General features: G+C 55.4%; 10 protein-coding genes. 7 read left to right on the top strand and 3 right to left on the bottom strand.

Translation table 11 applies throughout. The features are described 5' to 3' along the window. Positions 1-40: 40 nt before the first annotated feature. A complete protein-coding gene (locus C3451_RS18985) occupies positions 41-1,036 on the bottom strand; it encodes an acyltransferase (protein ID WP_045622141.1) in 996 nt (331 codons plus the stop codon). 184 nt (positions 1,037-1,220) lie between these two features. Between C3451_RS18985 and C3451_RS18980 the strand changes: the two genes are divergently transcribed. The 3 genes from C3451_RS18980 to glyS all read left to right on the top strand — a co-directional run bounded on the left by C3451_RS18980 (position 1,221) and on the right by glyS (position 4,677). After that, complete coding sequence (locus tag C3451_RS18980; RefSeq protein WP_017693801.1) at positions 1,221-1,526, top strand: YsaB family lipoprotein; 306 nt, start codon at positions 1,221-1,223, stop codon at positions 1,524-1,526. Positions 1,527-1,686: 160 nt separating this feature from the next. Beyond that, complete coding sequence (gene glyQ, locus C3451_RS18975) at positions 1,687-2,598, top strand: glycine--tRNA ligase subunit alpha (RefSeq protein WP_003860141.1); 912 nt, start codon at positions 1,687-1,689, stop codon at positions 2,596-2,598. A gap of 9 nt (positions 2,599-2,607) precedes the next feature. After that, entirely contained in the window at positions 2,608-4,677 is a 2,070-nt protein-coding gene (gene glyS, locus C3451_RS18970) for a glycine--tRNA ligase subunit beta (RefSeq protein ID WP_022649741.1), read from the top strand. Positions 4,678-4,866: 189 nt separating this feature from the next. Here the strand turns inward: glyS and fadA are convergent, their stop codons facing one another. Next, positions 4,867-6,030, bottom strand: a complete 1,164-nt coding sequence (gene fadA, locus C3451_RS18965; RefSeq protein WP_063139151.1) for an acetyl-CoA C-acyltransferase FadA — start codon at positions 6,028-6,030, stop codon at positions 4,867-4,869. Positions 6,031-6,039: 9 nt separating this feature from the next. Next, positions 6,040-8,229 (bottom strand): fatty acid oxidation complex subunit alpha FadB, encoded by a 2,190-nt coding sequence (gene fadB, locus C3451_RS18960; protein WP_023307160.1) that lies wholly within the window; start codon positions 8,227-8,229, stop codon positions 6,040-6,042. A 190-nt stretch (positions 8,230-8,419) separates the two neighbouring features. On the opposite strand from fadB, the gene pepQ reads away from it, so the two are divergent. The 4 genes from pepQ to hemG are packed head-to-tail and all read left to right on the top strand — an operon-like array spanning position 8,420 to position 12,414. Further along, positions 8,420-9,751, top strand: a complete 1,332-nt coding sequence (pepQ, locus tag C3451_RS18950) for a Xaa-Pro dipeptidase (protein ID WP_022649738.1) — start codon at positions 8,420-8,422, stop codon at positions 9,749-9,751. Continuing rightward, positions 9,751-10,365 (top strand): IMPACT family protein, encoded by a 615-nt coding sequence (locus tag C3451_RS18945; protein WP_015572737.1) that lies wholly within the window; start codon positions 9,751-9,753, stop codon positions 10,363-10,365. The genes pepQ and C3451_RS18945 overlap by 1 nt, the downstream gene beginning before the upstream one ends. Before the next feature lie 41 nt (positions 10,366-10,406). Then, positions 10,407-11,858 carry a Trk system potassium transporter TrkH gene (trkH, locus tag C3451_RS18940; protein ID WP_022649737.1) on the top strand — a complete coding sequence of 484 codons (1,452 nt, stop codon included), beginning with the start codon at positions 10,407-10,409 and terminating at the stop codon, positions 11,856-11,858. 10 nt (positions 11,859-11,868) lie between these two features. Next, complete coding sequence (hemG, locus tag C3451_RS18935) at positions 11,869-12,414, top strand: menaquinone-dependent protoporphyrinogen IX dehydrogenase (protein WP_063139149.1); 546 nt, start codon at positions 11,869-11,871, stop codon at positions 12,412-12,414. Positions 12,415-12,703: the final 289 nt, after the last annotated feature.

Genomic DNA, 12,703 nt, shown 5'->3' with positions numbered 1-12,703 from the left:
TGGCGCTAACGCTTACCCGGCCTGCCAGCCTTCAACCGGGTTAGCTCACAAACCTGCGTGTATCGATGCGTTGCAGCAGCATTGAGAGCAGCAGGCTGACAACCAGCGTAACGGTAAATATCCAGACAATATCCAGCACCGGCCAGCTTTTAAGCTCAACGCCGCGGGTGCGCAGGGCGTGGATCACCAGCGCGTGAAAACCGTAAATGCCCAGCGAGTGGCGAGAGATAAACCCCAGCACCGGAAGCGGGCGGGCATTCAGGGTGTTTTTAAACAGGGTCAGCAGCGAAACCGCGCAGATAAAGACCATCGGCCCGCAGTAGAGATACCAGGTATCGGCAAAGTTTCCGCGCCATTGCAGCTCGTGCAGCGTCCCTCGAGAGATAATAAACACACCGGCGATAAATGCTGCCGCGCAAAGCCAGTTTATTCCTCGCTTTTGCGTCTCCATCGTGCCGATGGCGCGCCCCAGCATGCCGTACAGCACGTAATAAAACGTATCGCCGTTGATATAGAGGTTAACGGGCAGCCATTCAAAGCCATCAATTTTCTGTGAGACGGTATTCGGGTTTGCCACGATCCCGATTATTACCATCAAGGCCAGCAGCATTTTACCGCTAACGTTTTTTACCTGAATTAACGGCGAAACCAGATAGATAACCATTATCGCGAAGAAAAACCACAGATGATAGAACACCGGTTTTTGCAACAAATTGAGCAGGGAACGTTCAGCGTTAATTGAAGTGAACAGGATGATATAGAGCAGCGAAATGGCGCTGTAAAACAGCAAACAGGATACAATACGGATGAAATGTCTCGGCTGCGCGCTACGCTCGCCAAAAAAGAGAAAACCGGAAATCATAAAGAACAGCGGGACGCTCACGCGTGAGGCTGAGTTCAGAATATTGGCGACATCCCAGTTAACAGGGCTGATACTGTGCGCGTTCGTGACATACCAGGTCGTAGTGTGGATCATCACCACCATCAGACAGGCTATTCCCCGCAGGTTATCAATCCAGTTAATTTTTGACTGCATCAGTTCCTCTGTATTCCTGATAAAGAAAGTGTGACTGCGATTGCGTAAAACTTTTCCCTTGGAAAATTCTGAGTTTAGCCAGGCTGTCTTGTCGGGAGCTGGCGAGATTCGCAGAATGTTGAACATTAATCTATAAACGTGTTGCTACTAAAAATAACAGCCACTGACCAGGGCGGTAATAAAAATGATGATGAAGCGTGGGGTGTCACTCTTTCTGCTGCTCTTATTAACAGGATGCAGTGCTTCTGAGGAGATACCTGTCCAAAAAGCGCAGCAGGGGAAAATGAGCCCGGAGCGTTCCCTAAATATGGAACAGCTGTGCAGGGATCAGGCGGCTCACCGCTATAATTCCGAAGCACAGAAAATTCATATTAACGGTTTCGAACGCTTTCAGGGCAGCTATGAGCTAAAAGGCTATACGGCGCGTAAAGAGGGCTTTGTCTGCTCTTTTGATGCAGACGGCCAGTTTTTACATCTCTCAATGCGCTAAATTGCTCGTATAAGCAGCAACCAGAGCCTTCGCAGGTTCTGGCTGTAGGGCTTATTCCCCAATTTTCCCTAAACAACCCCGTTTCGTACTGTATATCTTGCAGCCAGCGGGTATACTGATCCCTTCCATTTAAAACCACACGTATCCAGCACGAAATACTATGCAAAAGTTTGATACCAAGACCTTCCAGGGCCTGATCCTGACCTTACAGGATTACTGGGCTCGTCAGGGCTGCACCATTGTTCAACCTTTGGACATGGAAGTTGGCGCAGGCACCTCACACCCGATGACCAGCCTGCGCGCGTTAGGTCCAGAGCCGATGGCGACCGCCTATGTTCAGCCATCCCGTCGTCCGACCGATGGCCGTTACGGCGAAAACCCGAACCGTTTGCAGCACTACTATCAGTTCCAGGTGGTGATTAAGCCATCACCCGACAACATTCAGGAACTGTACCTCGGGTCACTGAAAGAGCTGGGTATGGATCCGACCATTCACGACATTCGTTTCGTGGAAGATAACTGGGAAAACCCAACGCTGGGTGCCTGGGGTCTGGGTTGGGAAGTGTGGCTGAACGGCATGGAAGTGACCCAGTTCACCTACTTCCAGCAGGTTGGCGGTCTGGAATGTAAACCGATCACCGGCGAAATCACCTATGGTCTGGAACGTCTGGCCATGTACATTCAGGGCGTAGACAGCGTTTACGACCTGGTCTGGAGCGACGGCCCGCTGGGTAAAACCACCTACGGCGACGTGTTCCATCAGAACGAAGTGGAGCAATCCACCTATAACTTCGAATACGCGGACGTGGACTTCCTGTTCACCTGCTTCGAGCAGTACGAGAAAGAAGCCCAGCAGCTGCTGGCGCTGGAGACTCCGCTGCCTCTGCCTGCCTACGAGCGTATTCTGAAGGCTGCCCACAGCTTCAACCTGCTGGATGCCCGCAAAGCGATCTCCGTGACTGAACGTCAGCGCTACATTCTGCGTATTCGTACCCTGACCAAAGCCGTTGCTGAAGCTTACTACGCGTCCCGTGAAGCCCTTGGCTTCCCGATGTGCAACCGAAACAAATAAGAGGCGGCCATGTCTGAGAAAACTTTCCTGGTGGAAATCGGCACTGAAGAGCTGCCACCAAAAGCCCTGCGCAGCCTGGCTGAATCTTTCGCTGCGAACGTCACTGCTGAGCTGGATAACGCTGGCCTGGCGCACGGTAAAATTGAGTGGTTTGCTGCACCGCGTCGTCTGGCGCTGAAAGTGGCAAATCTGGCGGCGTCTCAGCCGGATCGCGAAGTTGAAAAACGTGGCCCGGCCATTGCCCAGGCGTTCGACGCGGAAGGCAAGCCGAGCAAAGCGGCTGAAGGCTGGGCGCGCGGCTGCGGTATCACCGTCGATCAGGCCGAACGTCTGACCACCGACAAAGGTGAATGGCTGCTGTATCGTGCCCATGTGAAAGGCGAAAGCGCGGAAGCGCTGCTGCCAGATATGATTGCGACCTCGCTGGCTAAGCTGCCGATTCCTAAGCTGATGCGCTGGGGCGCGTCTGACGTTCACTTTGTGCGTCCGGTTCACACCGTGACCCTGCTGCTGGGCGATACCGTTATTCCGGCGACCATTCTGGGCGTGGCGTCCGATCGCGTGATCCGCGGCCACCGCTTTATGGGCGAGCCGGAGTTCACCATCGACAATGCTGATCAGTACCCGCAGATCCTGCTGGAGCGCGGTAAGGTCATTGCTGACTACGAACAGCGTAAAGCCAAAATCAAAGCTGACGCCGAAGAAGCGGCGCGCAAAATTGGCGGTAATGCCGATCTGAGCGATAGCCTGCTGGAAGAAGTGACCTCTCTGGTCGAATGGCCGGTTGTGCTGACCGCGAAATTCGAAGAGAAATTCCTGGCCGTTCCGGCTGAAGCGCTGGTGTACACCATGAAGGGTGACCAAAAGTACTTCCCGGTTTACGCCAACGACGGCCAGCTGCTGCCAAACTTCATCTTCGTCGCGAACATCGAATCGAAAGATCCGAGCCAGATTATCTCCGGTAACGAGAAAGTGGTGCGTCCACGTCTGGCGGACGCCGAGTTCTTCTTCAACACCGACCGTAAAAAACGTCTGGAAGATAACCTGCCGCGTCTGCAAACCGTACTGTTCCAGCAGCAGCTGGGTACGCTGCGCGACAAGACTGACCGTATCGCGGAGCTGTCCGGCTGGATTGCCCGTGAAATTGGCGCCGACGTTAACCACGCTACCCGCGCGGGCCTGCTCTCCAAGTGCGACCTGATGACCAACATGGTGTTCGAATTTACCGACACCCAGGGCGTGATGGGCATGCACTACGCGCGTCATGACGGCGAAGCGGAAGACGTGGCTGTGGCCCTGAACGAGCAGTATCAGCCGCGCTTTGCCGGTGACGATCTGCCGTCTAACCCGGTTGCCTGCGCCGTGGCGATTGCCGATAAGATGGACACCCTGGCGGGTATCTTCGGTATCGGTCAGCATCCGAAAGGCGACAAAGACCCGTTTGCGCTGCGTCGTGCTGCGCTGGGCGTGCTGCGCATCATCGTAGAGAAGAACCTCAATCTCGATCTGCAAACGCTGACCGAAGAAGCGGTCCGTCTGTACGGCGATAAGCTGACCAACGCGAAGGTTGTGGATGATGTTATCGACTTTATGCTCGGTCGTTTCCGCGCGTGGTATCAGGACGAAGGTTACTCCGTTGATACCATTCAGGCGGTGCTGGCGCGTCGTCCGACCCGTCCGGCAGATTTCGATGCGCGTATGAAGGCGGTATCCCACTTCCGTACGCTGGAAGCGGCGTCTGCGCTGGCCGCGGCCAACAAGCGTGTATCCAACATCCTCGCGAAATCCGACGAGACGCTGAACGAACGCGTAAACGCTGCAACCCTGAAAGAGCCGGAAGAGATTTCTCTGGCGATGCAGGTTGTGGTGCTGCGCGACAAGCTGGAGCCGTATTTCGCGGAAGGTCGCTACCAGGAAGCACTGGTGGAGCTGGCGGAGCTACGTGACGTCATCGATGCCTTCTTCGAGAAGGTGATGGTGAACGTGGAAGATAAAGAGCTGCGTATTAACCGTCTCTCGATGCTTGAGAAACTGCGTGAGCTGTTCCTGCGCGTGGCGGATATTTCGCTGCTGCAATAATGTAAAAAACCCGCCCCTGACAGGCGGGAAGAACGGCAACTAAACTGTCTCTCTTCGCCAATGGCGCCATAACTGCGTTGGCTGCGCTCGTTCACCCGAATCACTTACTAATGTAAGCTCATCGGGATTCGCTCGCTTGCCGCCTTGTTCTGACGTCATTGGCTTTAAGATACTTTTCCTTATTTACATTTACACTCTCTCAAACACCGTCGCGATCCCCTGACCCAACCCGATACACATCGTCGCCAGTCCGAACTGGGCATCTTTGCGTTCCATCAGGTTGATCAGCGTGGTGCTGATACGCGCCCCGGAGCAGCCCATCGGGTGACCGAGGGCTATCGCGCCGCCATTGAGGTTAATCTTCTCGTCGATCTGATCCATCAGCCCCAGATCTTTAATGCACGGCAGGATCTGCGCGGCGAACGCTTCATTCATCTCGAAAAGGTCGATATCACTTGCGCTCAGCCCCGCTTTTTTCAGCGCCAGTTTTGACGCCGGGACCGGACCGTAACCCATGATGGAAGGATCGCAGCCCACGACTGCCATCGAACGCACGCGGGCGCGTGGCGTCAGGCCTAATTCGCGGGCGCGGCTTTCGCTCATCACTAACATGGCGGCGGCACCGTCGGACAGGGCAGACGAGGTGCCCGCCGTTACCGTGCCGGTGACCGGATCAAACGCCGGACGCAGGGTAGAAAGCGCTTCAACAGTGGTTTCAGGACGGATAACTTCGTCGTAGCTGAACTGCTTCAGTACGCCGTCTGCGTCGTGACCGCCGGTTGGGATGATCTCATTCTTAAAGGCACCAGACTGCGTGGCGGCCCAGGCGCGGGCATGCGAGCGCGCGGCAAAGGCATCCTGCATTTCACGGCTGATGCCGTGCAGACGGGAGAGCATCTCGGCGGTCAGGCCCATCATACCGGCGGCTTTCGCCACGTTGCGGCTCATGCCCGGATGGAAATCGACCCCGTGGCTCATCGGCACGTGGCCCATGTGCTCCACGCCGCCCACCAGACAGGCCTGCGCATCGCCGGTCATGATCATCCGTGCTGCGTCGTGCAGCGCCTGCATCGACGAACCGCAAAGACGGTTGACGGTGACCGCCGGAACCGAATGCGGGATCTCCGCCAGCAGAGACGCGTTACGGGCGATGTTGAAACCCTGCTCCAGCGTCTGCTGGACGCAGCCCCAGTAAATATCGTCCAGCGCAGCAGGGTCCAGCGCCGGGTTACGCGCCAGCAGGCTACGCATCAGGTGCGCCGAGAGATCTTCCGCACGCACGTTACGGAATGCACCGCCTTTTGAACGGCCCATCGGGGTGCGAATTGCATCAACAATGACAACCTTTTCCATTGTGACTCCTTAAGCCGTTTTCAGCGTGCCAACCGGACGGGCTGGCTCAACTGCTGGATAGTAGGGTTCGTTATGGCGCGCTTTGTTACGCAGACCTTCCGGCACCTCATAAAGCGGACCGAGGTGCTGATATTGCTGAGCCATATCGAGATAGCGAGCGCTGCCGAGCGTATCCAGCCAACGGAACGCGCCGCCGTGGAACGGAGGGAAGCCGAGGCCATACACCAGCGCCATATCCGCTTCTGCCGGGCTGGCGATAATGCCTTCTTCGAGGCAACGCACTACTTCGTTGATCATCGGGATCATCATCCGGGCGATGATCTCATCGTCAGTGAAGTCGCGTTTTGGCTGACTGACGTCGGCCAGCAGGCCATCCACCGCCGGATCTTCTTCTTTCTTCGGTTTGCCTTTGCTGTCTTCTTTATAGCGCCAGAAGCCCAGACCGTTTTTCTGCCCAAAGCGGTTGGCGTCGAACAGGGCGTCAATGGCGTCGCGATAATCTTTCTGCATGCGCTGCGGGAAGCCCGCCGCCATCACCGCCTGCGCGTGATGGGCAGTGTCGATGCCGACAACGTCCAGCAGGTACGCCGGGCCCATCGGCCAGCCGAACTGTTTTTCCATCACTTTGTCGATTTTGCGGAAGTCTGCGCCGTCGCGCAGCAGCTGGCTGAAACCGGCGAAGTACGGGAACAGCACGCGGTTAACGAAGAAGCCCGGGCAGTCGTTAACGACGATTGGCGTTTTGCCCATCTTGCTCGCCCACGCCACCACTTTGGCGATGGTTTCGTCGGAGGTTTTTTCCCCACGGATCACTTCGACCAGCGGCATGCGATGCACCGGGTTAAAGAAGTGCATCCCGCAGAAGTTTTCCGGACGCTTCAGCACGCTCGCCAGTTCGCTGATAGGAATGGTGGAGGTGTTAGAGGCCAGCACGGTTTCCGGACGTACCTTGTCTTCGGTTTCGGCCAGCACCGCTTTTTTCACTTTCGGGTTCTCGACGACCGCTTCAACCACCACGTCCACACGGTCGAAACCGCTGTATTCCAGTACTGGCTGGATGGTGGAGATCACGCCTGCAAGCTTCAGACCGTCAATTTTGCCGCGCTCAAGCTGTTTATTCAGCAGCTTGGCCGCTTCGGTCATGCCCAGCGTCAGGGATTTCTCGTTGATGTCTTTCATCACTACCGGCACGCCTTTCCATGCAGACTGGTAGGCGATGCCGCCACCCATAATGCCCGCGCCGAGTACCGCCGCGTGTTTTGGCGTTTCAACGTTTTTGGTGAGTTGTTTGGCTTTGCCCTTCACGAACTGATCGTTAAGGAAGATACCAACCAGCGCGCGGGCTTCGTTGGTGTGCGCCAGCGGGACAAAGCTCTGGTTTTCCAGCTTCAGGGCTTCATCACGGCCCAGACGGGCTGCCGCTTCAATGGTTTTCACCGCCGTGATCGGCGCCGGGTAGTGTTTACCCGCCGTCTGCATCACCATGCCCTTGGCGATGGTGAAGCTCATGGTGGCTTCAATTTTGCTGAGCTTCAACGGCTCCAGCTTTGGCTGACGTTTGGCTTTCCAGTCGAGATCGCCGTTAATCGCCTGACGCAGAATGGCTACAGCGCCTTCAATCAGTTTTTCAGGCTTAACCACGCCGTCCACCAGACCGATTTTCTGCGCCTGTTCCGCGCCGACATCTTTACCTGCGGCAATGATTTCCAGCGCGCTGTCGGCACCCAACATGCGCGGCATACGCACCGAGCCACCAAAGCCCGGCATAATGCCCAGTTTGGTTTCCGGCAGGCCGATGCGCAGGTCTGGGGTCGCCAGACGGTAATCAGTGGCTAACACGCATTCGCAGCCGCCGCCCAGCGCGTAACCGTTAACGGCAGAAAGGGTCGGGACAGGCAGATCTTCCAGACGATTAAAGACGCTGTTCGCAAAGTGCAGCCACTGGCTCAGCTGTTCTTCGGGCACCAGGAACAGCGACAGGAATTCGGTGATATCCGCGCCAACGATAAAGGCCGCTTTGTTGGAGCGCAGCAGCAGCCCTTTCAAATCTGATTGCTTTTCAAGTACATCCAGCGCCTGGCCAAGACTGGCCACCGTCGCGGTATCAAGCTTGTTCACTGAGCCGGGGGCATCGAACACCAGTTCGGCAATGCCATCTTCCAGCCAGTCTACGTACAGGGTGTCGCCTTTGTAGAGCATGTCGGTCTCCTGAATCCAGCAATTGGATCTGGTCATACCAGATGAAACGGAGTGTGGAATTTATGTTAATAAAATGCAAATTAGTCATTAAGAAATTGCTGCGCTGATCACGGTCGGTGGAAATCACGCAGCCGGAGTGAGGTGTGCTAAGATGCGATGACTTGAGGTCAAAAAAACGAAAGGAAGAATGATGGACTCACTGGCTTCGCTTTATAAAAATCATATCGTTACCCTACAGGAACGTACCCGCGATGTACTGGCCCGCTTCAAGCTGGATGCCCTGCTGATCCACTCCGGCGAGCTGATGAATACTTTTCTTGATGACCACGCTTATCCCTTCAAGGTTAACCCGCAGTTTAAAGCCTGGGTGCCTGTCACGCAGGTTCCAAATTGCTGGCTGCTGGTGGATGGCGTGAACAAGCCGAAACTGTGGTTCTACCTGCCGGTCGATTACTGGCACAACGTGGAGCCGCTGCCGACCTCATTCTGGACCGAAGAAATTGACGTGATTGCGCTGCCAAAAGCAGACGGCATTGGCAGCCAGTTGCCAGCGGCGCGTGGGAACATCGGCTACATTGGTCCGGTTCCTGAGCGTGCGCTGGGTCTGGATATTCCGGCAGATAAACTCAACCCGAAAGGCGTGCTGGATTATCTGCACTACTATCGCGCCTACAAGACCGACTACGAACTTTACTGCATGCGTGAAGCGCAAAAAACGGCGGTGAATGGCCACCGTGCGGCGCACGAAGCGTTCCAGTCCGGTATGAGCGAGTTCGATATCAATCAGGCCTACCTGACGGCGACCGGCCACCGCGATACCGACGTGCCGTACAGCAACATCGTGGCGCTGAATGAACATGCCTCGGTTCTGCACTACACCAAACTGGATCATCAGGTTCCGGCTGAGATGCGCAGCTTCCTGCTGGACGCGGGGGCTGAGTACAATGGCTATGCGGCAGACCTGACCCGTACCTGGGCGGCGAATGCGGATACTGATTTTGCGCAATTGATCAAAGACGTGAACGACGAACAGCTGGCGCTGATTGGCACCATGAAGGCCGGAACCAGCTACGTGGATTATCACATCCAGTTCCATCAGCGCATCGCTAAACTGCTGCGTAAGCATCAGATTGTCAAAGACATGAGCGAAGAGGCGATGGTTGAGAACGATTTGACCGGGCCATTTATGCCGCACGGTATCGGCCACCCGCTGGGTTTACAGGTTCATGACGTCGCAGGCTTTATGCAGGATGACACCGGTACGCACCTGGCGGCACCGTCTAAATATCCTTATCTGCGCTGCACCCGCGTTCTGGCGCCGCGTATGGTATTGACCATTGAGCCGGGTATCTACTTTATTGAATCCCTCCTGGCGCCGTGGCGGGAAGGGCAGTTCAGCAAGCACTTCAACTGGGAGAAAATTGAAGCGCTGAAGCCGTTTGGCGGCATTCGTATCGAAGATAACGTGGTTATTCACGAGAACAGCATTGAGAACATGACGCGAGATCTGAAGCTGGCCTGATGGAAAGCTGGCTGATACCGGCCGAGCCGGTCACCTTTGTTGAGGAAATCAAGAAAAGCCGCTTTATCACGCTGTTGGCGCATACTGACGGCGTGGAGGCGGCGAAGGCGTTCGTCGAGTCCGTCCGCGCGCAGCACCCCGATGCCCGCCATCACTGTGTGGCGTGGGTCGCAGGGCCGCCAGACGACTCACAGCAGCTCGGGTTTTCTGACGACGGTGAACCGGCGGGTACGGCCGGAAAACCGATGCTATCCCAGTTGATGGGCAGCGGCGTGGGTGAAATCACCGCCGTCGTGGTCCGCTACTACGGGGGCATTTTGTTAGGCACCGGAGGGCTGGTTAAAGCCTACGGAGGGGGTGTCCAGCAGGCGCTTAATCTGCTGATAACAACCCGCAAAACGCCACTTACGGAATATACTTTGTTATGCGATTACGCCCAGCTATCGGGTATCGAAGCACTGCTTAAACAGTTTAACGGCGTCATCGCACACAGTGATTATCAGGCAATGGTGCAATTACGCGTGGCGCTTCCTCAGGCGGAACTGGCTGCTTTTTCAGCAAAACTCGCTGATTTTAGTCGCGGTTCATTGCAATTACTGCCGATTGAAGAATAATCCCCACCTCACAATTTTGAATACCTAAGGAAGCGGCAGAGATGCATTTTCGTGCCATTACCCGAATCGTTGGATTGCTGGTCATACTTTTCTCCGGGACAATGATCATTCCCGGACTGGTGGCGCTTATCTACCGGGACGGCGCGGGGCGTGCATTTACGCAAACCTTTTTTGTCGCGCTGACGATTGGCTCCCTGCTGTGGTGGCCAAACCGCCGTGAGAAAGGTGAACTGAAATCCCGGGAGGGTTTTCTGATCGTGGTCCTGTTCTGGACGGTACTGGGAAGCGTGGGTGCATTGCCGTTTATCTTCTCTGAACAACCGAATCTCACCGTCACGGATGCGTTTTTTGAATCGTTCTCCGGATTAACGACCACCGGGGCCACCACGCTTGTGGGGCTGGATTCACTCCCGCATGCAATTCTCTTTTACCGGCAGATGCTCCAGTGGTTCGGCGGTATGGGGATCATCGTGCTGGCGGTGGCTATCCTGCCGATTCTGGGCGTCGGGGGGATGCAGCTTTACCGGGCTGAAATGCCTGGCCCGTTGAAAGATAACAAGATGCGCCCGCGTATTGCGGAGACGGCGAAAACCCTTTGGCTTATTTATGTCCTGCTGACGGTGGCCTGCGCGCTGGCGCTGTGGTTTGCCGGGATGCCTGCGTTTGATGCCATCGGGCACAGCTTTGCCACTATCGCTATCGGCGGGTTCTCCACCCACGATGCCAGCGTTGGGTACTTCGACAGCCCGACGATCAATACCATCATTGCCATCTTTTTGCTGATCTCAGGCTGTAATTACGGTCTACACTTCTCGTTGCTTAGCGGCCGGAGCCTGAAGGTGTACTGGCGCGACCCGGAATTCCGGATGTTTATTGGCGTCCAGTTGACCCTGGTGATCATCTGTACCCTGGTACTATGGTTCCACGATGTCTATAACTCGGCGGTCACGACCCTGAACCAGGCCTTCTTCCAGGTGGTATCGATGGCGACAACCGCCGGTTTCACCACGGACAGTATTGCGCGTTGGCCGCTGTTCCTGCCGGTGCTGCTGTTGTGCTCTGCGTTTATCGGCGGCTGTGCCGGGTCGACGGGCGGCGGCCTGAAGGTGATCCGTATTCTGCTGCTGTTCAAGCAGGGGAACCGTGAACTTAAACGTCTCGTCCACCCGAATGCGGTTTACAGCATCAAGCTGGGCAATCGTGCACTGCCGGAGCGTATCCTCGAAGCGGTGTGGGGATTCTTCTCTGCTTATGCGCTGGTCTTTATTGTCAGTATGCTGGCGATTATCGCCACGGGCGTGGATGATTTCTCTGCCTTCGCCTCTGTGGTGGCAACGTTAAACAACCTGGGGCCGGGGCTGGGTGTCGTGGCGGATAATTTCGCCAGTATGAACCCGGTGGCAAAGTGGATCTTAATCGCCAATATGCTGTTTGGTCGTCTTGAGGTCTTTACGCTGCTGGTGCTGTTTACCCCAACATTCTGGCGTGAGTAAGGAGACATTGGTGAAAACGTTAATTCTATTCTCAACGCGTGATGGGCAAACGCGTGAGATTGCTTCATATCTGGCTTCTGAACTCAAAGAGCTGGGCATTTATTCTGATGTGGTGAACCTGAATCGCACTGAACAGATTGCCTGGCAGGATTACGACCGTGTGGTCATTGGCGCTTCAATTCGTTACGGTCATTTCCATCCGGCGCTGGATCGCTTTGTGAAAAAGCATACGGCGGAGCTCGCTAAGCTGCCCGGCGCGTTTTACTCGGTCAACCTGGTTGCCCGTAAAGCAGAGAAGCGTACACCGCAGACTAACAGCTATACGCGTAAGTTTTTGCTGAGCTCGCCATGGCAGCCCGATATCTGTTCTGTCTTTGCGGGCGCGCTGCGTTACCCGCGTTACCGCTGGTATGACCGCTTTATGATCCGCCTGATCATGAAGATGACGGGCGGGGAAACGGATACGCGTAAAGAAGTGGTTTATACCGACTGGGATCAAGTGGCCAGTTTTGCCCGTGAAATTGCACGTTTAACGGACGATTCGCGGTTTAAATAAGCGTTGAGTTTGAAAAGTGAGCGAACGAAAAGTTTTTTGTATTTAGTGCTTGTCACTTCAGAAGAACTCCCTATAATGCGCCTCCACTGACACGGAACAACGGCACGCAAGCCGCCGGGTCAGCAGAGAAAAGCAAAATAAACGCTTGACTCTGAAGCGGGAAAGCGTAATATGCACACCCCGCGCCGCAGCGAAAACGTAGCGGCACTGCTCTTTAACAATTTATCAGACAATCTGTGTGGGCACTCAAAGTGACATGGATTCTTAACGTCCTCGGACGAAAAATGAA

Source organism: Enterobacter sp. 301B, assembly GCF_003850715.1.
Classification (GTDB): domain Bacteria; phylum Pseudomonadota; class Gammaproteobacteria; order Enterobacterales; family Enterobacteriaceae; genus Enterobacter; species Enterobacter intestinihominis.
The sequence above is the reverse complement of the archived record's forward strand: the minus strand, read 5'-3'. Positions and strand labels throughout refer to the sequence as shown.

Bases quoted from the DNA above. Each gene is read 5' to 3' on its own strand.
- fadA (WP_063139151.1), bottom strand. From the start codon at position 6,030: ATGGAAAAGGTTGTCATTGTTGATGCAATTCGCACCCCGATGGGCCGT.
- glyQ (WP_003860141.1), top strand. From the start codon at position 1,687: ATGCAAAAGTTTGATACCAAGACCTTCCAGGGCCTGATCCTGACCTTA.
- pepQ (WP_022649738.1), top strand. From the start codon at position 8,420: ATGGACTCACTGGCTTCGCTTTATAAAAATCATATCGTTACCCTACAG.
- trkH (WP_022649737.1), top strand. From the start codon at position 10,407: ATGCATTTTCGTGCCATTACCCGAATCGTTGGATTGCTGGTCATACTT.
- fadB (WP_023307160.1), bottom strand. From the start codon at position 8,229: ATGCTCTACAAAGGCGACACCCTGTACGTAGACTGGCTGGAAGATGGC.
- C3451_RS18945 (WP_015572737.1), top strand. From the start codon at position 9,751: ATGGAAAGCTGGCTGATACCGGCCGAGCCGGTCACCTTTGTTGAGGAA.
- C3451_RS18985 (WP_045622141.1), bottom strand. From the start codon at position 1,036: ATGCAGTCAAAAATTAACTGGATTGATAACCTGCGGGGAATAGCCTGT.
- C3451_RS18980 (WP_017693801.1), top strand. From the start codon at position 1,221: ATGATGATGAAGCGTGGGGTGTCACTCTTTCTGCTGCTCTTATTAACA.
- glyS (WP_022649741.1), top strand. From the start codon at position 2,608: ATGTCTGAGAAAACTTTCCTGGTGGAAATCGGCACTGAAGAGCTGCCA.